24 protein-coding genes, 1 tRNA gene and 1 pseudogene are annotated in these 23,387 nt (G+C 49.4%); 10 read left to right on the plus strand and 16 right to left on the minus strand.

The features are described from left to right. Positions 1-105: 105 nt before the first annotated feature. Positions 106-189, plus strand: a complete 84-nt coding sequence (locus GILYN3_RS17055) for a dodecin domain-containing protein (RefSeq protein ID WP_408606308.1) — start codon at positions 106-108, stop codon at positions 187-189. Positions 190-642: 453 nt separating this feature from the next. Here the strand turns inward: GILYN3_RS17055 and GILYN3_RS07195 are convergent, their stop codons facing one another. Beyond that, positions 643-1,902 (minus strand): hypothetical protein, encoded by a 1,260-nt coding sequence (locus GILYN3_RS07195; protein ID WP_157484868.1) that lies wholly within the window; start codon positions 1,900-1,902, stop codon positions 643-645. Between the two features lie 1,011 nt (positions 1,903-2,913). Between GILYN3_RS07195 and GILYN3_RS07210 the strand changes: the two genes are divergently transcribed. The 3 genes and pseudogenes from GILYN3_RS07210 to GILYN3_RS16840 form a co-directional block, all read left to right on the plus strand. Further along, positions 2,914-3,333 carry a helix-turn-helix domain-containing protein gene (locus GILYN3_RS07210; RefSeq protein WP_049722212.1) on the plus strand — a complete coding sequence of 140 codons (420 nt, stop codon included), beginning with the start codon at positions 2,914-2,916 and terminating at the stop codon, positions 3,331-3,333. Beyond that, positions 3,330-3,815, plus strand: coding sequence for a hypothetical protein (locus GILYN3_RS07215; RefSeq protein ID WP_049722213.1), 486 nt, complete (start codon positions 3,330-3,332; stop codon positions 3,813-3,815). The genes GILYN3_RS07210 and GILYN3_RS07215 overlap by 4 nt, the downstream gene beginning before the upstream one ends. Positions 3,816-3,971: 156 nt before the next feature. After that, positions 3,972-4,136 (plus strand): annotated as a pseudogene (locus GILYN3_RS16840) (dodecin family protein); the annotation flags it as partial. A gap of 400 nt (positions 4,137-4,536) precedes the next feature. On the opposite strand, the gene GILYN3_RS07220 reads toward GILYN3_RS16840, so the two are convergent. The 4 genes from GILYN3_RS07220 to waaC form a co-directional block, all read right to left on the minus strand. Continuing rightward, on the minus strand, positions 4,537-5,274 hold the full coding sequence (locus GILYN3_RS07220) for a hypothetical protein (protein WP_049722214.1): 738 nt from the start codon (positions 5,272-5,274) through the stop codon (positions 4,537-4,539). 645 nt (positions 5,275-5,919) lie between these two features. Then, positions 5,920-5,995: transfer RNA gene (locus tag GILYN3_RS07225), tRNA-Ala, on the minus strand. Positions 5,996-6,944: 949 nt separating this feature from the next. After that, a complete protein-coding gene (gene gltX / locus GILYN3_RS07230) occupies positions 6,945-8,441 on the minus strand; it encodes a glutamate--tRNA ligase (protein WP_049722215.1) in 1,497 nt (498 codons plus the stop codon). A gap of 29 nt (positions 8,442-8,470) precedes the next feature. Continuing rightward, positions 8,471-9,511, minus strand: a complete 1,041-nt coding sequence (gene waaC, locus GILYN3_RS07235) for a lipopolysaccharide heptosyltransferase I (protein WP_198147298.1) — start codon at positions 9,509-9,511, stop codon at positions 8,471-8,473. 223 nt (positions 9,512-9,734) lie between these two features. Here waaC and GILYN3_RS07240 point away from each other — a divergent pair, with 223 nt between their 5' ends. Genes GILYN3_RS07240 through GILYN3_RS07255 form a run of 4 tightly spaced genes read left to right on the plus strand, consistent with a single transcriptional unit; the run spans position 9,735 to position 12,165 of the window. Next, on the plus strand, positions 9,735-10,040 hold the full coding sequence (locus GILYN3_RS07240; protein ID WP_049722217.1) for an ArsR/SmtB family transcription factor: 306 nt from the start codon (positions 9,735-9,737) through the stop codon (positions 10,038-10,040). A 27-nt stretch (positions 10,041-10,067) separates the two neighbouring features. Then, positions 10,068-10,619 carry a rhodanese-like domain-containing protein gene (locus tag GILYN3_RS16995; protein WP_049722218.1) on the plus strand — a complete coding sequence of 184 codons (552 nt, stop codon included), beginning with the start codon at positions 10,068-10,070 and terminating at the stop codon, positions 10,617-10,619. 4 nt (positions 10,620-10,623) lie between these two features. Next, on the plus strand, positions 10,624-11,433 hold the full coding sequence (locus tag GILYN3_RS07250; protein ID WP_049722219.1) for a sulfite exporter TauE/SafE family protein: 810 nt from the start codon (positions 10,624-10,626) through the stop codon (positions 11,431-11,433). A gap of 36 nt (positions 11,434-11,469) precedes the next feature. Continuing rightward, complete coding sequence (locus GILYN3_RS07255) at positions 11,470-12,165, plus strand: MBL fold metallo-hydrolase (RefSeq protein WP_049722220.1); 696 nt, start codon at positions 11,470-11,472, stop codon at positions 12,163-12,165. A gap of 121 nt (positions 12,166-12,286) precedes the next feature. On the opposite strand, the gene GILYN3_RS07260 is transcribed toward GILYN3_RS07255, so the two are convergent. Both GILYN3_RS07260 and GILYN3_RS07265 read right to left on the minus strand, forming a co-directional pair. Further along, complete coding sequence (locus tag GILYN3_RS07260) at positions 12,287-12,511, minus strand: EexN family lipoprotein (RefSeq protein WP_049722221.1); 225 nt, start codon at positions 12,509-12,511, stop codon at positions 12,287-12,289. Positions 12,512-12,578: 67 nt separating this feature from the next. Then, a complete protein-coding gene (locus GILYN3_RS07265; protein ID WP_049722222.1) occupies positions 12,579-13,595 on the minus strand; it encodes a LacI family DNA-binding transcriptional regulator in 1,017 nt (338 codons plus the stop codon). 295 nt (positions 13,596-13,890) lie between these two features. Between GILYN3_RS07265 and fucP the strand changes: the two genes are divergently transcribed. Beyond that, entirely contained in the window at positions 13,891-15,207 is a 1,317-nt protein-coding gene (gene fucP / locus GILYN3_RS07270; RefSeq protein ID WP_049722223.1) for an L-fucose:H+ symporter permease, read from the plus strand. 129 nt (positions 15,208-15,336) lie between these two features. Here the strand turns inward: fucP and GILYN3_RS07275 are convergent, their stop codons facing one another. The 8 genes from GILYN3_RS07275 to cueR all read right to left on the minus strand — a co-directional run bounded on the left by GILYN3_RS07275 (position 15,337) and on the right by cueR (position 22,458). After that, the gene (locus tag GILYN3_RS07275) at positions 15,337-15,810 is read right to left on the minus strand and encodes a L,D-transpeptidase family protein (protein WP_049722224.1); all 474 of its coding nucleotides are present in this window, start codon (positions 15,808-15,810) and stop codon (positions 15,337-15,339) included. Positions 15,811-15,825: 15 nt separating this feature from the next. Next, positions 15,826-16,785 (minus strand): DUF4380 domain-containing protein, encoded by a 960-nt coding sequence (locus GILYN3_RS07280; protein ID WP_049722225.1) that lies wholly within the window; start codon positions 16,783-16,785, stop codon positions 15,826-15,828. A gap of 10 nt (positions 16,786-16,795) precedes the next feature. Beyond that, positions 16,796-17,644: a thioredoxin gene (gene trxA / locus GILYN3_RS07285; RefSeq protein ID WP_049722226.1), complete on the minus strand. Its 849-nt coding sequence runs from the start codon at positions 17,642-17,644 to the stop codon at positions 16,796-16,798. A gap of 28 nt (positions 17,645-17,672) precedes the next feature. Beyond that, on the minus strand, positions 17,673-18,209 hold the full coding sequence (locus GILYN3_RS07290; RefSeq protein ID WP_049722227.1) for a YaeQ family protein: 537 nt from the start codon (positions 18,207-18,209) through the stop codon (positions 17,673-17,675). Between the two features lie 3 nt (positions 18,210-18,212). Next, positions 18,213-19,703 (minus strand): lysine--tRNA ligase, encoded by a 1,491-nt coding sequence (gene lysS / locus GILYN3_RS07295; protein ID WP_049722228.1) that lies wholly within the window; start codon positions 19,701-19,703, stop codon positions 18,213-18,215. 27 nt (positions 19,704-19,730) lie between these two features. Continuing rightward, positions 19,731-20,826 (minus strand): peptide chain release factor 2 gene (gene prfB, locus GILYN3_RS07300; RefSeq protein ID WP_157484870.1). Its coding sequence is split into 2 segments (ribosomal slippage): positions 19,731-20,753 and positions 20,755-20,826, totalling 1,095 coding nucleotides; the frame shifts between segments, so codons are not numbered across the junction. Positions 20,827-20,897: 71 nt separating this feature from the next. Next, positions 20,898-21,983, minus strand: a complete 1,086-nt coding sequence (locus GILYN3_RS07305; protein WP_049722229.1) for a permease — start codon at positions 21,981-21,983, stop codon at positions 20,898-20,900. Then, a complete protein-coding gene (cueR, locus tag GILYN3_RS07310) occupies positions 21,976-22,458 on the minus strand; it encodes a Cu(I)-responsive transcriptional regulator (RefSeq protein ID WP_232305524.1) in 483 nt (160 codons plus the stop codon). Before cueR ends, GILYN3_RS07305 begins: the two co-directional genes overlap by 8 nt. A gap of 207 nt (positions 22,459-22,665) precedes the next feature. Here cueR and GILYN3_RS07315 point away from each other — a divergent pair, with 207 nt between their 5' ends. Continuing rightward, positions 22,666-22,932: a 4-diphosphocytidyl-2C-methyl-D-erythritol kinase gene (locus GILYN3_RS07315; protein ID WP_232305525.1), complete on the plus strand. Its 267-nt coding sequence runs from the start codon at positions 22,666-22,668 to the stop codon at positions 22,930-22,932. Between the two features lie 45 nt (positions 22,933-22,977). Here the strand turns inward: GILYN3_RS07315 and GILYN3_RS07320 are convergent, their stop codons facing one another. Then, positions 22,978-23,244, minus strand: coding sequence for a DUF4404 family protein (locus tag GILYN3_RS07320; protein ID WP_049722231.1), 267 nt, complete (start codon positions 23,242-23,244; stop codon positions 22,978-22,980). Positions 23,245-23,387 lie beyond the last annotated feature (143 nt).

The raw sequence follows: 23,387 nt of genomic DNA on the forward strand, positions 1-23,387 counted from the left end.
TGTAAGTATTCATTCTCCTGTTATATGTCACTTTTTTTGAGGGGCGCATAATAAAATTATTATAAGAGGTTCATTTGGCCCTGTAATCCCTCCAATAATCCCCCCATTACTAGCGGCCATATAGACGACGGAAAAGTAGCGCATTACCAAGTGACTATGAAAATAGGCTTTCGAATTGAGAACAGCTAAGGATCTTTAGCGCCTGCTGGGCTGGGCCGGCGGCCAGTCTTGCATGTTATCGTCGATGAAAAACTCATAGGAACGCTATGATTATGGGAGACTAAGCTAAGCCATATATTAAAGATTTTATTCTGTCGCAGATTCAACACCTTCACGCCCAAGAATGCTTAATGCGCCATAAGTTTGATCTGACCCCATTTATTGCCATTTATTGGTAGCGGCCCATATACCGCCAGCCGAAACAGCACCATTAACCCAGGGCAATCGGTAAGCTTTGGCTTTCAGGGCTCAGGCAGCGCCGAGACCGTTAACGTAACAGGGGACATTTGTCAGTAATGGCTCAATCGTTATAAAAAACCTCGCCGGTCTTCTGACCGGCGAGGTTTGGTTTTCTTTTTCCGTTCAGGCTAATTACATAAGTGGAGCCATATATTAATCTGGCCCACTTCTTTCGAGTTTTATTTAATTCTCGAGCACTTCTTGCCAGCTACGACCGGCGTCTGGCGAAACAAAATCTGAACCCTGACGACAATTGAGCTTGATTACGTCTTGCTCAACGGCGATATCGCAATGCCTGTTAGGCAACTTAACCTCATCCCAATCATTATCTTTGCCGTTATAGCGAAACAGAAACGTCTGCTTTTTATTCAGGTTGACGGGGTCAAATACGTAGTCACCACCAACATTATAAAAGCGTGTTTTTTCAGTTACGTATTCTGACCAGCCAATCGTGTCAAACTCAGCCGTATTGACGTCAAAAACCACACCCTTAGGGTTTGCGTCGGCCGCTCGATAATCGCGCGTCAGCGGCCCGACAAACAATTGATCTTGGTAAAAGGAAAAATGCGGAATCATATAAACTTCACTGAGCAAAACGGGCACTGCAGACCAGCTCTCACCCCGATCTTTTGATGTTTTTAAACCACCAACCCCGTCTGCCGCAAGCATCATATTGCGCGACACAGCCAATGCCGACACGTATTGGCCTTCAGCATGACCGACAGGAACAACCTCCTCATCACAATAGCAAAACAGCTGCCCAAAGTTATCCAAGAAATAGTGCTCATCAACAGAGGAGTGCTGCTCGGCGGGCAATAACGTTGCCAAGGTTTCGGTGTCAACAAAGTGCCGCGTAGAACCTTCTTTTTTGGCAATGATACCCAACTCACCAAACTCAAGATCCCCTTGTCTCTTAAGCTTTATACTGTGGGCTCGGGCAAACGCTTGACGAAGCCCTGTTAAACTCTCAGCGGGGGAAAATTTTATATCAGCGAAGCCGAAATCTTGCTCGGCCAAACTGCCATACAATTTAGGGTAGTATTGCTCTAAGTACCATTGGCCGGTTTTTTTATCCTCCAGCGCGACGATGGCCTGCTTGCCCCCTTGACGGAAAATTGCCAGTTTTCCTAGTGAAGTTACTTGGCCCGCCTTAATTGTGAAGGGGATGTGCATAGAAAGCGTAGACACATATTTCCCTTGATACCCTGAATGACGCTCGAACATAGTGAGCGCATACTGTCCAGGCGCCAAGCGAATAGCCGCTTGAGACTGCCTTAACCACCCTCTATGCTCGCCGCTAATGTATACACCTCCATAATCCCATTCACCCGCAGTGGAAAAAAACAATATACCGTCATCTCCCACCGGCTTATCTTCTAGTGAGGGGACGGATGAACACCCAACGACCAACAATGCACACAAACAAAACAGATATTTCCACATAATACTACTAGCTCCCAATGTAATTATTTTTTTCCTGCGAACACTTTCGGCAATAGCACACATTCTGTCAAGCCCAAAAAATTCATAGTACTTTGGGCTCAAGTATTGCTCTTCCCACGCAACAACCGAGCTACATACCAGCCGCTTATTGGCTATGCTAATGGTAAGGGCCTGGCTCGAATAGCGCTTCGAACGAATCAGCTACACTAGATGGTCAGCTATTCCAAATATCTACCCCATAAACGGCTACCAAACACGTCCAGCGCCAATATTGTTTATACGACCTACGCCGAACTTTATAAGTATGGCAGAGGTTACCAGCATAGATGGGGCCATGAAAAACCTGCTTAACCATCTGTCAAAGCAGGATGTAACCGGCAATTATATAGACACAACATGGATGATTTACGCGATGCAATGAAGCCTATTAAAGCCAAAATAATGCTTTTGAGCAGCGCCCAACGCTTCACCTACACCAGAGAAGCATGCCCTGCCCCACTGATGTGCTCCGCTCACCACCTAGGGTACTTGAGCCCAAGCAGCCCATACATCATCTGGAGCGCTGCTCTCACCGCGATACTGGCAGCACCGAAAAAAGGCAGACGGTGCCAAGCAGCCCCAAACACCGTGGTGCAAAGTGATTTGATGATCTATGCTTGAAATTCGATTGAAGTTAACTTATATATTAACTATAGTGTAGGCACCGTGACTGACGACGATATCCCAAACGATAGCTACTCTGGCAGCAAATACAGCGGCTGGCCGATGGGCACCGGATGTCAAAAGAGAGCTTCCCGCCAGAGGGTGATTTACCTAAATCTGTGGGAGGGCAAAGCGCGGGAAAGTTTAACGCTCTAAAGCGAATACCTTTACGGGGTTATTGCTGGCGGTCGAACACCCAAGCAAACACATATTTTATCAGCCACTACGTTTATAAAGACTACCAAAAACTCAAAAAGAAAGACTCGGACATAGTGGCCCACAACTGGAAAAGAATAGAGGAAAATGGCGATGAGCGCTAAAGAGCTGTTTTATCCACCAAACAAACAATTCTCAAAAGCAGAAGACAAAGCCTACGCACGAGAAGAGCTGATTTATAACGTCACAGAAGACCTATTAGTGATATTGGAAGACCACGCCATTAGCAAAGCCGAACTGGCAAAAAAACTGGGTAAGTCCAAGTCGTTTGTAACGCAGCTACTCAGCGGCTCACGCAATATGACGCTTGGCACCCTGTCTGATATTTGCTTTGCACTGGGCTTTGCGCCCAAAGTATTGCTGCCGATCGCAGAGGCCCCTTTGGCAGAAGCACGCAATTTTGAGTGGAAAGCCGTGACACCAAAGGCCAAAGCCACAGCCCCTTCTCGGACAAAGCTTACCGAGAGAAAAATTATCGGCTGTAGTCATCTACCTCAATGGCACGCGGCATGAACGACCTATTAATATCAGCACAAGATGCTTTAAAGATTCAGTCAATCGACTTGCGTGGAACGCAAGTCTCGTTGCGAGAGGACTTTGAGCCGGCGACTTTGGGTGCTCATGATTACGTCACCCAAGAGTTTCATGGCGTGTCACAAGTCAAAGAAGCCGTTTTTACGAATGACAACAGCGACACGGTGCATGAGTATCGCTTTAACCATACCAGTGGTATTCGCGCCATTGCGCAAGGCGACCAAGAAGCCGCTATGGACGACGACTATCAACCTTTTGTGGTTATTGTCGTCACCTTTGAAGCCAAATATATCGCCACCCAAGAACTAAGCGAAGACGAAGTGGCGGCTTTTTCAGAGAATAACGTGAGTTTTCATGTGCGCCCCTATTGGCGCGAGTACGTGCAATCTACTTGCGCCAGAATCGGCTTAAATCCCCTGTTAGAAATTCCGATACATCGTAGTGATCAACGTGGGGGTTAATGCGCTGTGAGTTTTACCTGACTCCACTTATCGCATTGTATTTTTTTCCGCGCCGCCTCATATACCATACTCGAATCACACATTTTTCTAACGGAGTATTTTATGTCCAATCACCACACCCACAAAAAGATTGAAATGTTCTGATCCTCGACCAAAAGTATTGAAGATGCTATTAATAATGCCATTGTCGAGTGCCATAAAGCCATCAAAAATCTAAAGTGATTCTGTAATCCCCCCATTACTAGCGGCCATATAAACGACGGAAAAGTAGCGCATTACCAAGTGACTATGAAAATAGGCTTTCGAATTGAGAACAGCTAAGGATCTTTAGCGCCTACTGGGCTGGGCCGGCGGCCAGTCTTGCATGTTATCGTCGATGAAAAAACTCATAAGAGCGCTATGATTATGGGAGACTAAGCCATAAATTAAAGATTTTATTCTGTCGCAGATTCAACACCTCCACACCCAAGAATGCTTAATGCGCCATAAGTTTGATCTGACCCCATTTATTCAGTACGGTTTAATACACTGACAGAATCTGAGAAATTGTCATATTAGATCATGGAGGTCACATCAATTAAGATTTAAGGTCTAGCTTTATTATACGTGTAAAATATCAGAGCGCTTATACAAAAAAGGGCTCGCTGCTCTCGTATTAAAGAAGCAAATCAAGCCCTATTCAAAGGTCAGCAATCAAGCATGCATTGCCTTTAATATTTTCCTAAGCGCGTAAACGAGAAGAATACCGACGAGCGACAAGCCCCATCAGTGCCACTAGTAAAACCAACCCCGGTATATTAAAAATAGGTAAAGGCGCCGGTGGCCGTGGAACCATCATCAAGGGAGAGACAACGTACAAACCTAAACTTGCCCCGGCGCATCCATTCCCACCAGTTAAAACACTAGCGGCCCATCTATTATCAGTCTCAGCGGCATTGCCAGCCAAGCAGCCATCACTAAGTGCATCATTCCCCCCTAGAGAGTCATCACCAATACCCGTGCTTCCACCCGTAAAGTTAAAGCCAGTCCAAATATTATTGGCATTTGGATTGCCTTGCTCATCAAAACCGATAGCTACATCTTGACTGTTGCTAAATAATTCAGCACGGTTATCGGCTACTTTATCACCGTTTCGATTATAAATTGGGGCGTTCGTGTCACTAAAAGCAGAGGTGGTTACCAATGACGAATCATCATGACCATACAGCGTTGTCCAGCCGGCAATTAGGTCAGTAGCAGGATCATTTGCTTTTACCGTTGCAGCATAATTAACATAGGCCGCTGCTGTTTGTGCGCCGTTAATGGTATCACTACCGGCGAATATGATGTAGAAGGTATCACCCGGCCCTAAACCAGGAGGCGTTAATATGCTCGGTGCCGTCACTTGACCTTGCGCACTCACTCCCACACCACACAATGCCAATATTACAGCTAATGAAACCCAAAACCGCTTACTCATGAGATACCCCTTATTATCAATGAACACTACCTGCTCCAAAATACCGCACATATTAAAATATTCGTGAGCAATAATAGCGCCAAATGTTGCCCCTCGCTAGTTTCTATATCTACCTGACTCTAGGACAACCAGAAATTTGACAATAACCGCCCACGCAACCAACTCTAGACATTCACTTAGCGCCTAGACTGTTGGCTGCATTCGCCGTATAAATTCATTCCTCGCAAATTTGTGGGCGCTTCTGCGAATCCATGCGCCCGCGGCAAAACTGGCCCCGCAACCAAATGAAGTGTAATGGGGCTTAGTGAATCCATTCACGTCAACCGGTGCTAAACCTGACTCTCGCTGAACTTTCAGCGAAACAAACAAAAACCTGCTTATCCAAGAAATAGGACTTCGTGTTCAGCCATCGGCCTAGCAGGATGCATGGGGCACGTCCTTGTGCCCCACCCTGCGGGCAGCATCCGCTGTGCAAAATGGCTGTCCTGCCATTTTTAGGTCGCTCCTGCGCTCCATGCGCCCGCGACATTCGTGCATCCATGCACATCAACCGGAGCTAAGCCTCGCTCTCGCTGAGCTTTCAGCGAGAGCGAGACAAACAAAAAACCCCCGTACTCTCGCGAGTACGGGGGTTTTTTGTTTGTTTGGTGGAGCCTAGCGGGATCGAACCGCTGACCTCAACACTGCCAGTGTTGCGCTCTCCCAGCTGAGCTAAGGCCCCGAAAGAGGTGCGCATAATAGGCGTGAGACGAAAAACTGTCAAGGCCTCAACCCAATAAATTTATGGGTTTTTGCGCCTATGGCTATCACTCAATCAATCTGTTTGATTTTCCAGCGCCTGACATACGCACTGTCTATGCTCTGTGGCTAATTTAAAGCACTAGCTCGGACTTCGATAAAAGTTAGGCACTGATAGAACCGTCGCCTAGCGGGATGCACTCGGGCCATCCATGGCCCTACGGGCGGCATTCGCCGTGCAAAATGGCTATCCTGCCATTTTTAGGTCGCTCCTGCGCTCCATGCGCCCGCGACATTCGTGCATCCATGCACATCAACCGCTGATATCAACTCTGCCAGAGTTGCGTTCTCCCAGCTGAGCTAAGGCCCCGAAAGAGGTGCGTTTTAATAGGCGTGAGAGGAAAAACTGTCAAGGCCTTCGATCAAGAAATTCACCCCTTTTTGCCCCGACGATTACCTCTTACTCAATCTGTTTAATTTTCCCACACCTAAAGCTGCTCTGAGCGTAATCATGGACAGGAAAGACCCAACAACCGGAATCTGGCACCCCACGGGGCCCCTGCGACTGAGCCGAGCGGAGGCCTATTTTTGTGGGTAAGCACGCATGGACGCGTGCGCAAGTATCGTCGCGCCAGGGAGGGCGCGTCGATACGGCCTACAAAAATCGGCCGGAGCGAGGGAACCCGAATCGCTACATGGATGTAGCTGAATAGAGCAACACAGGAGCAGTTGCCGAGGGCCAGACGCCGGGGTGGGCTTTCTTTTCGTTAGTTTTCTTTGCCCAAACAAAGAAAAGTGACTCGCCCGCCCGGCGACAAAGGGCGAGAATTATAAAAAATCTAATTAAGAACAAAATGAGACAATTGGGAGCCAACCAGAACGCAGCCCCCAAAGAAGGATGCTCAGGCACATCCCTGTGCCCACAAAAAACATTAATCCGCAGGATTACTTCCCAAAGCCGTATAGGCTTTCTCCAACTTTTTAAGCTGCTTCTTGCCCACTTCTCCCCAGATGTTAATCGCCTGGCGCAGTCTGGCGCGGCTCATATCTGGGCCTAATAGGGTCATAGAGTCCATAACCGAGAAGGACGCGGTGGTACCGGCGATAGCGATAAAGATAGGGGCCAAAAAGTCTTTAAGCTTGATGTCCATCTGCCCGGCCAAGGTTTTAAGGGCGTTGAAGATTTCATCGCGCTCCCATACTCGCAACGCCTCTAACCGCCATAGGGCGAATTGCAGCAGTTGTTTTTGCTCGTCCATGGTCAGGCGGTTTTCGGCAAAATGGGCTTCGCTAAGCGGCAGCTGGCCCGAGGCTAAAAAGGCCACTAGGGGCATAAAGTCGCCTAGGGTTTCCATGCGCGACTGGGCGTGGGGCAATACTTTTAACAGGTTGTCGCGGTTAAGCGCCCACTCACTTAGGCGGTCGGCCAGTTGCTCGGTGGTTAGGTCTTCGCGAATCCATAAACCGTTGAGCCAGCTGAGTTTTTCTACATCAAAGATGGGGCCACCAAGGCTCACGCGGCTGATATCGAAGTGCGCTTGCATGTCGGCAAGGGTGAATTTCTCACGCTCGTCGGGCATAGACCAGCCCATACGGCCTAGGTAGTTAAGCACCGCCTCGGGTAAAAAGCCGGCGCGTTGGTAGTACAGAATACTGGTGGGGTTTTTGCGTTTGCTGAGTTTGGATTTGTCGGTGTTGCGCAGCAGAGGCAAATGGCATAGCACGGGCGCTTGCCAGCCAAAATATTCGTACAGCTTTAAATGCTTAGGGGCCGAGTTGATCCACTCTTCGCCGCGAATCACATGGGTGATTCCCATCAGGTGGTCGTCCACCACGTTGGCCAAGTGATAGGTGGGCATACCGTCGGCTTTGAGCAGCACCTGCATATCCACTTGCGACCATTCGATGTCGATGTTGCCACGCAACATATCGTCAATAACACAAACACCCTGTTCCGGGATTTTCATGCGCACCACGTAGGGCTCACCGGCGGCGAGTTTGGCCTGCACTTCTGCGTCGCTAAGCTTTAAACCGCGACCATCGTATTTAGGCGTCTCGCCGCGGGCTTGTTGTTCGCGGCGCATTTCGTCTAGCTCTTCAGAGCTGGCAAAGCAGTAAAAAGCGTGACCTTTTTCAATCAGCTCGTCGGCGTACTGTTTGTAAATACCCATGCGCTCGCTCTGACGGTAAGGGCCGTGCTCGCCACCGACGTCCGGGCCTTCGTCCCACTCGATTCCCAACCAACGCAGACTGTCTAAAATCGCTTGCTCGGACTCTGGCGTGCTGCGGGTTTGATCGGTGTCTTCAATGCGCAGAATAAATTGGCCGCCGTGCTGGCGAGCAAAACATTGGTTAAACAACGCAATATAGGCGGTGCCGACGTGGGGGTCACCGGTGGGTGACGGCGCGATACGGGTGCGAACAGTCATAACAGTCTCTCGATTGAGTCAATTCAAAATCATTTAATGGGGCGCTGGGCAATAAGCAATTGCCACAAAGCATCGGCACTCATGGCCTGTAAACACTGCGCTTGCGGGCCGCGATACTCGCGGTAGTGACACTCGCGTTTATAACATGGGGCGCAAGTAAAATCAGGCGTACCTTGTGCGGCTAGATGCACCGAACGCGGCCCGGTAGCGGCAATTAAATTTGGATCGGTGGGGCCGTAAGCGGTAACGCAGGGGCGACCTAAAGCGGCGGCGATATGCGCCAGGCCTGTGTCGTTGCACAAAGCGCCTTCGGCGCGGTTTAACAAACCGGCTAATTCGGTTAAAGCTAAGCGCGGTAAAACGATGGCGTTATCTAGCCCTGCGGCAATTTGTTCGGCGCGTTCGCGCTCGGCCGGTGCGCCCCAAGGCAACAGTACATCTAAGCCCTGCCCGGCGGCTTTAACAATCAGCTCGCGCCATACGTTATCGGGCAAGCATTTGGTTTGCCAGCTGGCGTTGGTCACGGCTATTAAATAAGGCCGCGCAGTGACCGTTAGTGCTGGCCAAACAGCCTGTGTTAAACCAAAGTCGGGCGGCGTATTGGGCAGCTCATAGCCAAGACCACGCGCAAACAGTAAACGCCAGCGATCAATCGCGTGAATGTCTTGGCTCACGGGTACTTGCCGACCATAAGCCCAGTGGGCGCCGTACTCGCGTACCGAGTGTTTATCGGGGCCCACTTTAGGGCCGCGTGCCATACGCGTTACCACGGCACTTTTAATACTGGTTTGGGCATCTAACACTAAGTCGTAAGGTTCGGCGCGCAGCTCGCGCCAAAAGGCTTTTAGCTCACCGGCGCGCCAGCTTTGCCGCAGGTTGCGCTTCCAGCGCCGGTGGGCCGAACGAATCACCCGCTTGACCGCTGGGTGCCAGCTAGGCACATCGGCAAAGGCCTCATCGACTACCCAGTCAAACTCAATACCGGGAATAGCGCGCACTGCATCGCTAATAGCGGGCAGTGTTTGCACCAAATCGCCCATAGAACTGAGTTTTACCAAAAGTACGCGCATGACAACCTGTCGTTTAAAGCTGTTACTAAATTTAAGTCTGGCACCCATACACCAGCGAATAAAGGCGGCATTGTACCGCAACTGCCGGCTGCTGGCGCGCCATAAGCGAGCGCTTTAACCCTAGCCTTTTAGTTATTCGCGATTGCCATTAAACAATATTTATATATTAGGCTTTACTAATTTAGAAAACTCTAATATAGTAATCTCAAATAGGAGCAAATACATGCAACAACAAATGTCACCAGAGCAACTCCAAGCCAACGCCGCTCAGGCCGCTGCGATGCTAAAAATGCTAAGTAATGAAAAACGCTTAATGATTTTATGCGCACTGCAAGCACAAGAGTTAAGTGTAAGCGAGCTGAACGCTCAGGTGCCTTTAAGTCAGTCGGCTCTTTCGCAACATTTAGCCGCACTGCGCGAGGCGGCTTTAGTAGATACCCGCAAAGACGGACAAAAAGTGTATTACCGCTTAAAAGGTAATGCCGCAAGCAAGATTATTGATGTACTGCAAACAATTTACTGCCCTTAATAGCAACGCAAATTTTGGAGATACGCCATGAACACAGACAACAACTCAAGCAACACCACCCAGCGTCATTCGGCACAGCAAGTAGCCGAGCAACACAACAACTGCTGCGTTATTGATGTGCGCAGTGGCGCCGAAGTGAACGAGTTGCATCTGCCCGGTAGTATTCATATTCCGGTCAACGAGATCCCCCCCGAGCGGGTTCGCCTTGCCCTGCATGAGGCTGGTAAAGCTGGCCAACCGGTTTACTTACTGTGCCAAAGTGGCAAACGCGCCGATATAGCCGCGAACACTCTGGCGGGTAAAATCGATGAGACGCTGATTATCGCCGAAGGGGGTGTAAACGCACTAAAAGACACTAACGCCCCGCTCGTAAGTGGCAACACAAACGTTATCTCGCTAGAGCGCCAAGTGCGTATTGGCGCCGGTGCACTGGTGTTTGTGGGGGTATTGGCCGGTTATTTTATTAACCCTGTATTTTTTGCTTTATCGGGCTTTGTTGGCGCCGGCTTAATGTTTGCCGGTATTAGCGGCACCTGCGCCATGGGTCTGCTAATCGCCAAAATGCCGTGGAATAAATAAGCTGATGTTAAGTCTAATCATCGGCCTAACGATTGGCTTAGTGCTGGGCTTAACCGGCGCTGGCGGCTCAGTTTTTGCGGTGCCATTGCTGTTGTTATTTGCTGGGCTGCCGATGGGCGACGCCAGTGGTATAGCCTTAGGGGCGGTAGCGGCCAGTGCTTTTTACGGCAGTATTAACAATATACGAGGCAAGCAAGTGCTGTGGTTGCCGGCGTTATTACTGGGTGCGGGCGGTGTACTAAGCGCCCCGTTGGGCCAATATTTAACTACTGTAATACCCGAGCTATGGTTATTAGTGGGCTTTAACTTACTGGCACTAACCATTGCCTTGCGAATGTACCTGCAAGCACAGCGCAGCCCACAACAAGCGGCGATTGTTAGGGCCAACCCACAACCCGATGCAGAAACCAGCCAAGCTTTGTGCCGACTAAGCCCCAGCGGCCGCCTACAGTTGCGCCTACCTTGCATTATTAGCCTTGGGGTTAGCGGCCTTGCGGTAGGCGTACTGTCGGGCTTATTTGGGGTAGGTGGTGGCTTTTTAATTGTGCCGTTATTGCTGGGTTTAAGTCAGTTAAAAATGGGCCAAGCGGTGGCGACCTCACTGGTTATTATCGCTGCTATTAGCTCGGCGGGGTTTGTCGGTTATTGGCACCGCAGCGTCACGCTCGACTGGGCATTGCTTGGGCTAATTGCCGCCGGCGGCATACTGGGAATGATTTTAGGCCAATACATTAGCCGCAAAATTGATAACGCCTTAGCGCAAAAGATTTTTGCCGTAGCGTTAATCGGCGTTTCATTGGCGAGCTTGTTGTAGCTTTATTAACTCCGAACGTTTAGCGAGGTACACACAATGATTTTTAGACAGTTGTTTGACAAAGAATCAAGCACTTATACTTACTTAATCGCCGATAAAAACACCCGCGAGGCGATGCTTATCGACCCAGTTATTGAACAACTTGATGGTTATTTAAGATTGCTTAACGAGCTTGAGTTACAACTAATATTAGCGGTTGATACCCACACCCATGCCGACCACATTACCGCTTTAGGTAAATTGCGTGACGCTACCGGTTGCGCTGCTTATGTGGGTGCACAATCGCAGGCGAGCTGTGCCAGCGGGACTTTTTCTGACGGTCAAATTTTAAGTGTTGGCGCACTGCGCATCACCGCACTTTATACCCCAGGGCACACCGATGATTCGTACAGCTTTTTATTGCAGCACAACAATCAGCAATACGTGTTTACCGGCGACACGCTACTGATACGTGGCTCGGGCCGTACAGACTTTCAAAACGGTAGTGCCCGCGATCAATACCACAGCTTGTTTAACAAACTGTTAACGCTTGACGACAATACTTGGGTGTACCCAGGGCACGATTATAAAGGCTGGATGAAAAGTACTATCAGCGAGGAACGTGACAACAACCCACGCTTGCAAGTGCGCGATATAAACGAGTACAGCGAGCTGATGGGGTCACTCAACTTACCTAACCCCAAAATGATGGACGTTGCTGTGCCGGCAAACAAAGCCTGCGGCAATCATTAAAACGGCCTTAACTTACTAAGCGCACCGTCATGCAGCAACTAATGGGGCAACTGTAGTACTAAAACTAAAAGACTCGAGCCCAGTCAAAGTGAGTGGCTCGAGCCTTTGAAATTAGCGCAGCTTACTGCAATAAGCCTTTTATCATATTGTTGAGCATTTGCTTTTGTGCCTCGACTGCGTTTTTACACTCATCGGTATCAACGCCTTTGCCTTGAACCATTTTTGTACTGCACTCTTGCAACACTTCAGCAAGCAGCTCGGGATCGTCGATAAGATCTTCCACCGATGGAGTACCGCAAGCGGTTAGCAACCCCGACAGCAATACCAGCATTACTATTTTTTTCATTTTAATCTCCCTGCCCTAAAAATTTAGGCTGTTACGGTTGGGCAAAACTATAAACAGCTTAATTGTATCAACGGCCCGCCTCTCCGGTAGACTCTCGCTCCAATATCCGACAGCTCATAATCGCCGCCGGTATTTGCACCGACTTACCTTTCAGTTGTTTTAACAACAGATCTACCGCCTTTGCCGCCATCTCGGCAATGGGCTGGCGTACCGTGGTAAGTGATGGGTAAATTTGATGGGCAACCGGTGTATCGTCAAATCCAGCAACCGATAATTCGGCGGGCATTGTGATACTGCGATGGTGCGCCTCGATAATAACACCGGCGGCCATATCGTCATTACTGGCAAAAATAGCACTGGGCGGGGTAGCGCTAGAGAGCAGCTCGCGGGCACATTCGCGGCCAGAATCGAAAGAGTTATAGCCTTGCACGACCAAACTTTTATCCAGCACTAGATCGTTTTCTTTAAGCGCTGCCACATAACCTGTGTAGCGCTGAGTAACCGCACGGTGATCTGGGTGGCCAACAATAAAACCAATGCGCCGATGACCCAACTCAATCAACCGGCAAGTCATATCGTAAGCGGCTTCTTGATCGTTAGTTTGCACGTAGGGGCAAGCGTCTTTGTACTCGGTGGGAGACAGCCGAACAAAAGGTATACCCGCGCTTACCAGTGTCTGCACCAGCTCGGTCATATCCGATAGTGGCGGCGTGAGTATTAAGCCATCGACCCGCCCTTGGCGCACCAACGCTAACACCTCCGTTAACAATTCGACAGTATCGCGCTTACAAGGGTGGATAAGTAGATCGTAGCCCGCGCGGCGGCAACTGGCCAAAGCGCCATCTTGAACATCAATGACATAGCTGGCACTGGGGTTGTCGTACAGCAGACCTAAAACGTAAGAGCGATTGGCCGCCAGCGAGCGGGCCGACTGGCTTGGGCGGTAAGCCAACTCATCGATAGCGGCTTGGACCTTATCGCGGGTACTGGCCCGCACATTGGGCTCTTTATTCACCACCCGCGAGACGGTTTTCATAGAGACTCCAGCAAGCGCCGCGACGTCATCAATAGTTGCTTTAACCAAGAACTAGCCTCCCGATAAAAACTGCATTCTACCCCATTGCCGATATTCTGCCCTATAAGACGTATTTTGCGCTATTAGTGATGCTTGGCAATGAAACGGGCTGACAGCGCTGTCACTTTGTTTTATAGTGATCGCGCCTGATAACGGTAACGGCTCGCTTATGGCGTACCTCCGCTGCCAAAAAGATAAACACAATAAAGGCACACCTGACGCAAATAACTAGGGCCTGCCCTCCCTATACAACAGTAACTGCGTCCCTAAACTTAATAACAACGACTTCCTTCGAGGTGTATTTATGGCAAGTGCCCCACAGAGTGTCGGTGCCCAAACGGCCACCCACGATACCAATAAAAATTATACCGGTCCGCTGGTTATCATCACTATCTTGTTCTTTATGTGGGGTTTGCTCACGGCAATGAACGATGTGCTGATCCCACATTTAAAGAATGTTTATACCCTAACTTACACCCAAGCGATGATGGTGCAGTTTTGCTTCTTTTTTGCTTATGCGGTGGTTTCTTTACCCGCGGGCGCACTCATTCGTAAAATTGGCTATCAAAACGGTGCAGTTACTGGCCTTGTGATTGCAGGCTTTGGTTGTTTTTTGTTTTACCCCGCCTCTACCAGCACTTACACGGTATTTTTGATCGCATTTTTTATTCTGGCCGCAGGTATTACCGTACTACAAGTAGCCGCCAACCCTTACGTAACCGTACTTGGGCCAGCGCGTACGGCCTCTAGCCGTCTTAACTTAACCCAAGCGTTTAACTCTTTGGGCACCACTATTGCCCCCGCTCTGGGTGGCCTGTTGATTTTAGCCGCCGCCGGTGAAGTGCTAGATCCATCTAGCTTGTCGGAGATGGAATCGGCCGCAATGAAAGCAAAAGAAGCCGCTGCGGTACAGATGCCTTACTTGGTATTGGCCGGCTCGCTGATTGCTTTGGCGATTTTCTTTAAACTAGCTAAGCTGCCAAAAATCTCTCATGACGATGAGCCAGCCAATATAGCCGATGCCGCAGAAGCGCTAAAACACCCCACCACTAAAGACTCTATTTTTAGCAAAACCCACTTAATGCTGGGTGCTCTTGGTCTGTTTATGTACGTCGGTGGTGAAGTTGCTATTGGTAGCTTTTTGGTCAACTTTTTAGGCGAGGGCAATATTGCCGGTCTAAAAGAGCATGAAGCCGCAAAATACGTGAGCTTTTATTGGGGCGGTGCGATGATCGGCCGGTTTATCGGCTTTGTGGTTATGCGCCACGTACAGCCCGGTAAAGTGTTGGCCTTTAACTGTATTGCCGCGATCAGCTTGGTGTTGGTTGCCGTGTTCTTTGATGGCAAGATCGCCATGTGGTCGATCTTAGCTGTAGGTCTGTGTAACTCAATTATGTTCCCCACCATCTTCAGTATGGCGTTGTACCGTTTAGGCAAGTTCACCAGTCAAGGCTCTGGCCTGTTGTGTGTGGCCATTGTCGGCGGTGCGTTTATACCTTTACTACAAGGTGTACTGGCCGATAACATTGGCATCCAGATGTCGTTCTTACTACCAGCGTTATGCTACGTGTATATTCTGTTTTTTGGCTTTAAGTACGCCAACCTGTACAACGACAAATAAGCACAAAAAGCGGGGCGACTCGCGCATAAAAAAGCCCGGTATATTTACCGGGCTTTTTTATGCCTATATGGTGTAGCGCCTAAGTAAAGTGGCCGCCTTAACCGGCAGCAATAGCCCCTTGCGACATAGCTACCAATTTATTTGAATCGGCGTGCCGACTTTCACCAAACTCATAAATTCGTCCATTTCTTTATTTTTTAAAGCAATACAACCGTTCGTCCAATTAAACTGCTGAGTGATCGGGGCGAGCCAGCCTAATCCGTTACGTTGCCCATGCACCATAATAAACCCGCCGGGCGAAACCCCTACTTTCTTTGCGTTCTCTCGATCTTGTTTATTTGGATATGAGATATGCATAGCACGATAGAAAGCAGAATCTTCTTTTTTGTAATCGAGGCTGTAAATACCCTCTGGAGTCTTTTCATCTCCCTCTTGCTGTTTGTGACCTTTAGGGTTTGCACCAAATGCAACATGATATTCTTGCACAAGCCGCTCCCCATCCAGCAAGCGCATTTTGCCAATAGATTTCTCTACCGTCACCAAATCAACTTCAGCAAAACTAACATGTGCCAAAACGACCATAAGCAATGCACTGTATCTCACGGCGTATCCCTGCGCTTATAAAGTACGGGCACGACCGGCCAAAGTGCGAGCACGCTTAATAAGCGCCTCGCGCGTTGCGTTGGGGGCTGCGCGATCACACAGCCAAATCACTTGCCACTGTAACGTTTGGCCCGGCATTAAGGTGGTTAAAAAACCCTGCTGCTCAAGCTCGATATAAGTGTTTTCACCATTGGCATACACCTCTATCTCACCTTCACCCGGCGCCATTAATTGCGCGGGCACGTTACTAAACGCCTTAACCAACAGCCAATCATTATTGTGATACGCCAGCCAACCCTCTTCACCATCGGTCATCAACTTATGATTGTCAGGGCCAATGCCAGCAACGGGATAATCAAACCAACTGACATTATCAATGGCAGTTAATGGTAAGGGCGCAAACTGCCCTTTGATGGGTGGCGTTTCGCCGGTAGGGAAAAACACAGAACCCGCGGCTGGCAAGCGGGTAATCTCCCACGGTGCCAAGGTAATAGGCTGATCGGCATGGCTAGTAATACGGTAGTTAACAACAAGGGTGTTGCTAATATCACCCAAGCGATAATGCTTAGAAAATGACACTTGTAAGTCAGGGTCTACTGCACTGGTTAAGCGCACCCCAGCATCGGTCACGCTCAGCTGATACGGATCAGAATCCAGTGTTGCCGGCGGTGGCCAACCCCAATTTTTCTGCGGGCTAGGCCACAGTACACTGCCCCAGTTATTACCCTCGGTATCGCGCTCGGTGATTAAACGCTCTTTGCCGGCAAAACGCAGCGAGCTAATACGCCCGCCTTTACTGGGAACAATATTAAGCGCTAAATCACCGCGGCGAAATTTAATATTATCGGGACTTAAGGTGATGTAATCAGGCAGAGTTACGGCGCTTTCTGTAACGCGCTCGGTGGCCGAAGAGGACGGTGCCGGGCCACAACCAGCGGCGAACAAAATGGCAGCAAGCAGTGAACACAAACGCATAGTCACACCCTTAATACAATAAGGTAAATAATTTACGCTGGTACTCAACAGCTAACGGGTCGCCTTTGCCCAACGTGGCAAGAATATCGGTCAATGCTTTACGTGCAGCACCGTCATTAAAAGTGCGATCGCGCTTAAAAATATCAAGCAATAATTCCAGCGCTTGGCGATGTTGTGCCTCGGCATTGAGCTGTAGCGCCAAAGCGTAAGCGATTGTTAAATCATCGGGGTTTTGCTCGTAATCGGCGGCGAGCTTTTCCAGCTCGGGGGAGCCTGCCGATTGTTTTTTAAGCTCTACCAAGGCAACCGCCTGCTCATAGATACCGTCTTGCTCGGCCAGCTTAATATTAACCAATAAAGCTTCAGCTTCTTCTAGGCGGTTTAATTCGGCGTAACACAGAGCCGTTAGCGCGGCGATGTGAGGCAACTGATTAGATTCCTCTAGCGCTTGGCGCAGTAGTGGTAGCGCATCGGCATAACTTGCTTCATCTAAGTACGCGCGCGCTTGGCCCAGCGTTGCCTCCCAAGCTTTAGGCAAATACTTATCTAGCATCTCGCGTATTTGCGGCTCGGGTTGGGCGCCAGCAAAGCCATCTACCGGTTGCCCATCTTTAATAAGCATTACCGTAGGCACACTGCGCACACCAAATTGCGAGGCGAGCATTTGTTGCTCATCGGCGTTAATTTTAGCCAGCACTAAATCACTTGGATACTCACTGGCAATTTTTTCCAGTAACGGTACCAGTGTTTTACAGGGCTCACTCCAATCGGCCCAAAAATCGACCATAACCAATGTGTTAAATGATGCATCGATAATATGTTGCTGAGCGTTTTCTGCGGTAACGTTGACGATATTCATAGCCGTGTTCTTTGGTTGCGTTGAGGTTTTAGGGCAGCTCGCTAAGTGGTGCGATATTAACCGACTGCGTGGCACTGCTAAAAAAGGCGCTGCCCTCAGAAATACACACCGACAATGTCATATTTTTTTCTGCAAGCCTTGCAAGCTCTGCTACTTCTGTCTCTTTTAAATGGCGCACGGTTAAGTTTTGAAACTTAGCAAACTCACTCGCATTGGCCTGCCACCAATGATCGCGACCGCGACCACTGGTGTAGATTTTTTGCGCACCCGAGCGCGAGCGACCTTTTTTAACCCGATCGATACTCGGTTGGCCAACCTCGATCCACTGATGAATCACACCAGCTGGGTCAACTTCCCACAAGTCGGGTTCGTCGTCGGTCGATAGACCTTTACCAAAAATTAAATCGTCCGAGGCATCAAAGCAATACGCCAGTAGGCGAATCATCATGCGCTCTTCGGTCTCGGACGGATGGCGCGCCAGAGTCAATTTAGTGTCGCTATAAACATGCCGATCAGTATCCGACAAGTTTAAATTCACTTTATACACACTGGCGCCTAGAGCCATACGTTACTCCGGACGCATGTGCGGAAACAACAACACGTCGCGAATGGTAGAGGCGTTTGCAAACAGCATAACCAAACGGTCGATACCAATGCCCTGCCCTGCGGTTGGCGGCAAGCCGTACTCTAGCGCCCGAACGTAATCGGCATCGTAGTGCATCGCCTCAATATCGCCGGCGTCCTTCTCGGCCACTTGCGCTTTAAAACGCTCGGCTTGATCTTCGGCATCGTTCAGCTCGCTAAAGCCGTTAGCGAGTTCACGTCCGCCGATAAAAAACTCAAACCGTTCGGTAACAAAATCATCATCGTCTGAGCGACGCGCCAATGGCGATACTTCGGTAGGGTACTGGGTAATAAAGGTTGGCTGATCCAGCAGATGCTCGACGGTCGCCTCAAAGATTTCGATTTGTACTTTACCCAAGCCGTAACCGTCTTTTAGCGGGATGTTAAGCTTTTTAGCCACGCCGCGGGCAGAATCTAAATCGCTGATATCAGCAGCGGTTAAATCTGGGTTGTACTTTAAGATCGAATCAAACACGCTTAAGCGTGCAAACGGCTTGGCAAAATCGTATTCGCTGTCTTGATACACTACGGTAGTGGTGCCCATAAGCGACTCACACAGTTTGCGCAGCATGTCTTCCGTTAAATCCATCAGGTCGTTGTAATCAGCGTAGGCCTGATAAAACTCCAACATGGTGAACTCGGGGTTATGCCGAGTTGATACACCTTCGTTACGGAAGTTACGGTTAATTTCATACACGCGCTCAAAGCCACCTACCACTAATCGCTTAAGGTACAGCTCGGGTGCAATTCGCAGATACATGTCGATATCCAGCGCATTGTGATGGGTCACAAACGGCCGCGCGGTAGCACCACCGGGAATCACTTGCAGCATAGGGGTTTCGACTTCCATAAAGTCTTTACCGTCTAGGTAGCTGCGAATAAAGCTTACGCACTTAGAGCGCAGACGAAAAGTATCGCGCACTTCGGGGTTCATTATTAAATCTACGTAGCGCTGACGATACCGTGTTTCTTGATCAGCCAAGCCGTGGTATTTTTCGGGCAGTGGGCGCAACGATTTAGTCAGCAGCGTCCACTCGGTTAAGTTAACGTATAGGTCACCTTTACCCGATTTATGAATCGGGCCGGTGCCGCCAACAATATCGCCCACATCCCATTGGCCATCGCTTTCTTTAATGTCTTTTTGCACGCTTTTATGGGCGTAAAACTGAATCGAGCCCACGGCGTCTTGTATCAGCATAAACGGCCCGCGCTTGGCCATAATACGGCCGGCTACGGTGACGTGATGATCCAGCTCTTCTAGCTCTTCTTTGCCTTTTTCACCAAACTCGGCCTGAAGTTCGGCGCTGGTATTAGTGCGTCGAAATTTATTAGGGAACGGGTTGCCACGCTCACGAATGGCGGCCAGCTTAGCGCGGCGCTCGGTGATTAATTTGTTTTCATCTGGAACATTGCTTGGGGTGTTATCGTTGCTCATAAAAGTCACTTAATGGTGTGAGTTCGATTAAAGTCCAGCCTTCAGGCTCGCTTCAATAAATTGATCCAGCGAGCCATCTAATACATTTTGGCAATTGCTGGTTTGCACGCCGGTGCGCAAGTCTTTAATGCGTTGATCATCTAACACATAGGAGCGAATTTGACTGCCCCAGCCGATATCCGACTTAGTGTCTTCCAGCGCTTGTTTATCGGCGTTGCGTTTCTGGATTTCTAGTTCGTACAATTTTGCACGCAGCATCTTCCAAGCTTTATCGCGGTTAGCGTGCTGCGAGCGCTCGCTTTGGCACTGCACGACAACATTTGTTGGCTCGTGAGTTAAACGCACCGCCGAATCGGTTTTGTTAATGTGCTGACCACCCGCACCCGAAGCGCGGTAGGTATCGGTGCGAACATCAGAGGGGTTGATATCGATTTCGATATCGTCATCGATCTCGGGGGAGACAAACACCGAGCAAAACGAGGTATGGCGACGGTTGCCTGAGTCGAACGGCGATTTACGCACTAAGCGGTGTACACCGGTTTCGGTGCGCAACCAACCAAAAGCGTATTCACCCTCAAAGCGGACAGTCGCACTTTTAATACCTGCTACATCGCCGGCCGATGCTTCTTCTAGCGAGACTTTAAAGCCTTTCGCCTCGCCCCAACGCAGGTACATGCGCAGCACGATTTCGGCCCAGTCTTGGGCCTCGGTGCCACCAGAGCCTGACTGAATGTCCAAATAGGCGCTATTGGCGTCCATCTCGCCCGAGAACATACGCCGAAACTCTAGCTTTTGCAGCTGCTGATCGAGCGCTTCAATCTCGTCGATGACCTCGCTCAGGCTGTCCTCATCGCCCTCTTCTTTGGCCATTTCCAACAGTTCTGTACCGTCGGCAACACCTGCGTCTAAATCGTCGATAGTTTTTACGACATCTTCAAGTGAAGATCGCTCTTTACCCAACGTTTGGGCCCGCTCGGGGTCGTTCCAAACGTCGGGTTCACCAAGCTCTAGCTCAACTTCAGTTAAGCGCTCTTTTTTGGTGTCGTAGTCAAAGATACCCCCTAAGCACGTTGGTGCGCGCTTTAAGGTCTTTTAATGCGGTGAGGTGCGGATTAATTTCCATGGTTACCACTGTTTAATATTGCCGTCTAAAAGGCGCGCATTCTACCCTAAAAACGGCGCGCACACTATCATCTACGCCCCGCCCCAGACGTTCATAATCACCGCCACCAACAACACTTGCGGCAACACTACTAAGGGCAAAAACAGTGCTGTTTTCCATGACTTCATAGTGTCTTTGATCACCATAATCTCGGTGTAATCCGTAGCCACACCGGCCATTAAAAACATAAAGCTATTGCCCGGTGCGCGAGCGCGGTTCATAAGATCGGCGGCGATTGGGGTTGAGCCTTCTGAACACACCTCGATAATAGTTGCCGCCACCATAGTAAACAGCAACCCTATAACCGATGGGCCAAACCACTGCTGAAACACCTCTACCGAGACAAATGCCCGAATTGCTGCGGCCAACAACACGCCAAATAACAACCAGCGCAGCACCATACGCGAGCCTTTCAAACCCTCACTTACAACCCCACCCCAAGCACTAGGGCGCCAACTAATATTGCCCCACAACGTACGCAATTGTGGCTTTAATGGAGCAACCGGGTGATCGGCCTCAAGTGTGGCGGGGTTATCTTCTAAGCGGCGACGTTTGACCAAATTGTCAAAAATCAAACCCGCGGCAATACCAATCACCATTGAGACGACAATAAACAATAATGTCCAACCCACACCTATTAACGCAAACATAATGATTGTCAGCGATAGCGAGTTCCATGGGCTGGCGATCAAAAAGGCCATAACTTGACCTAGGCTCGCACCTTTTTGATAGAGCTTCATGCCCACCATCAAGATGCCGTGACTGCATAAATCGAGCAGCACACCAGCGGCAGTAGCGCGCACGATACCGCTAAATGTGCCGCCGCGCCCGAGCAACGACACCACTAGCTGCTGCGGCACAAAGTGCAGCAGGCCGACAAATACAATGCCCACCAGCACCCCCCACCACATGGTATTTAACAACTCAAAGACACCGTGGCTAAAGTGCTTAAACCACTCGGGGCCGCCAAAGCCCAAGGCGTAGGCACCATAAAACAATACGCACAAGGTGAGCGAACCCCACAGTAAATAATCTACCTTGCGCTTTGCCGAGCTGGCGCAGTGGTTGCTGGTATTGTTATCGTCTTTTGTCGGTTGTGGTTCGCAACAACTACTCATTAGGCTGCTCCAACTGGTTGTGGGAATCATCTAGCAAGGTGAAAGTCATGGGACGTTCGCCTTCGGTTAGGTCATTCAAAATTGCACACTGTGATTGTTCATCGCCATTACAACGCTCGGCCAGCTCTATTAAGGTATTGCGCATACGGGTCAGATTCTCAAGCTGAGTGTCCAGCTGAGCAATTTTATCGTGCACCGTGCGCTTTACATTTTTACTTTGCCGCTGACCGTCATTTAACAATGCCAATAGCTCAGCGCATTCATCCAACGAAAAACCCACACGACGAGCTCGAGCCAGTAGCGTCAAACGCTTAATACTGGCCGGATCATAATGGCGATAACCGTTATCTTGGCGCTGCGCTTGCAGCAATCCTTGTGACTCGTAATAACGAATGGATTTGGCCGATAAACCAGTCGTTTTTGCCGCTTGCCCTATGTTCATCTGCACCTCCCATAGCGGGGTTAAGTGATTCAAACATGATAAACCTTACCCCAAGGTTAAGGTCAACTGGGGTATCTTACCGGTTTTGCGGGTGACTCGTCAGAATTGCCGCTTAAATGGGTATAGACTGCCCAACCTAAGTGCTAGACAAGAGTATATTAGGCCCTCAAAGAGAAACAAATATTATTTAATTTCAAGGACTTAAGAGACACTCTTGACAACAAACCTAAAATATTGACAATGAAACCTGTAATAATGACAAAAAACTGGGAAGAATCGATGGAATACTTGGACGTCTCCCACCCAGAATGGGGGAGAATGTGGGACGAACTGGCATACTACCCCATGAATGACGGCGATCATCTGTGCATTAATGGCAGCGATTGCTGGGAATATATGGGCTCTAGTGCCGATCACCATCATCTGCGCCACGCCAACCACCCGGCGACTAACAGTGCCGAGTACTTCTACATCGAGCGCGCACGGGCCGCCGTCGGCTGGGCTTAGTACAAAACTACCTGCGGCTTAACCTAAACGCCGCAGTATCGATATTTACACACCCATATTTTTTAATGCATTAACAATTTGGCTTAATACCGCAGACACTTGCGGGTGCTCTTCTTCGTATTCTCCCAACATCGCCTCTAATGTTTCAATCGGACGTGGGTCTGCCACATCATCGCTATCACTTGCGTGCATGTGACGATCTAACTCGCTCATTAGACGTTTTTGCGCATCACTTTCACGCTCATCGGCAAATAACTCATGTAATCGGCCAATAAGCTGGTCGAGCTGTTGGTCTGATTGTGCTTGCGCCATACATCACCTCTTGTTAAAAATTAAACACCACAGTTACATTTAGCTGCAAAGTATGGTGTAAACTGCCTGCCTAATATAACTGCCACCGATGCAATGCGTCCAGAGTGCCTTGCAAGAATCAGCAACAAGCAGAAGAAATCGCT

Origin of the sequence: Gilvimarinus polysaccharolyticus, assembly GCF_001187555.1 — a bacterium.
GTDB lineage: Bacteria > Pseudomonadota > Gammaproteobacteria > Pseudomonadales > Cellvibrionaceae > Gilvimarinus > Gilvimarinus polysaccharolyticus.

Bases quoted from the DNA above. Each gene is read 5' to 3' on its own strand.
- GILYN3_RS07195 (WP_157484868.1), bottom strand. From the start codon at position 1,902: ATGTGGAAATATCTGTTTTGTTTGTGTGCATTGTTGGTCGTTGGGTGT.
- GILYN3_RS07210 (WP_049722212.1), top strand. From the start codon at position 2,914: ATGAGCGCTAAAGAGCTGTTTTATCCACCAAACAAACAATTCTCAAAA.
- GILYN3_RS07215 (WP_049722213.1), top strand. From the start codon at position 3,330: ATGAACGACCTATTAATATCAGCACAAGATGCTTTAAAGATTCAGTCA.
- GILYN3_RS07220 (WP_049722214.1), bottom strand. From the start codon at position 5,274: ATGAGTAAGCGGTTTTGGGTTTCATTAGCTGTAATATTGGCATTGTGT.
- gltX (WP_049722215.1), bottom strand. From the start codon at position 8,441: ATGACTGTTCGCACCCGTATCGCGCCGTCACCCACCGGTGACCCCCAC.
- waaC (WP_198147298.1), bottom strand. From the start codon at position 9,511: ATGCGCGTACTTTTGGTAAAACTCAGTTCTATGGGCGATTTGGTGCAA.
- GILYN3_RS07240 (WP_049722217.1), top strand. From the start codon at position 9,735: ATGCAACAACAAATGTCACCAGAGCAACTCCAAGCCAACGCCGCTCAG.
- GILYN3_RS16995 (WP_049722218.1), top strand. From the start codon at position 10,068: ATGAACACAGACAACAACTCAAGCAACACCACCCAGCGTCATTCGGCA.
- GILYN3_RS07250 (WP_049722219.1), top strand. From the start codon at position 10,624: ATGTTAAGTCTAATCATCGGCCTAACGATTGGCTTAGTGCTGGGCTTA.
- GILYN3_RS07255 (WP_049722220.1), top strand. From the start codon at position 11,470: ATGATTTTTAGACAGTTGTTTGACAAAGAATCAAGCACTTATACTTAC.
- GILYN3_RS07260 (WP_049722221.1), bottom strand. From the start codon at position 12,511: ATGAAAAAAATAGTAATGCTGGTATTGCTGTCGGGGTTGCTAACCGCT.
- fucP (WP_049722223.1), top strand. From the start codon at position 13,891: ATGGCAAGTGCCCCACAGAGTGTCGGTGCCCAAACGGCCACCCACGAT.
- GILYN3_RS07280 (WP_049722225.1), bottom strand. From the start codon at position 16,785: ATGCGTTTGTGTTCACTGCTTGCTGCCATTTTGTTCGCCGCTGGTTGT.
- trxA (WP_049722226.1), bottom strand. From the start codon at position 17,644: ATGAATATCGTCAACGTTACCGCAGAAAACGCTCAGCAACATATTATC.
- GILYN3_RS07290 (WP_049722227.1), bottom strand. From the start codon at position 18,209: ATGGCTCTAGGCGCCAGTGTGTATAAAGTGAATTTAAACTTGTCGGAT.
- lysS (WP_049722228.1), bottom strand. From the start codon at position 19,703: ATGAGCAACGATAACACCCCAAGCAATGTTCCAGATGAAAACAAATTA.
- GILYN3_RS07305 (WP_049722229.1), bottom strand. From the start codon at position 21,983: ATGAGTAGTTGTTGCGAACCACAACCGACAAAAGACGATAACAATACC.
- GILYN3_RS07315 (WP_232305525.1), top strand. From the start codon at position 22,666: ATGAAACCTGTAATAATGACAAAAAACTGGGAAGAATCGATGGAATAC.
- GILYN3_RS07320 (WP_049722231.1), bottom strand. From the start codon at position 23,244: ATGGCGCAAGCACAATCAGACCAACAGCTCGACCAGCTTATTGGCCGA.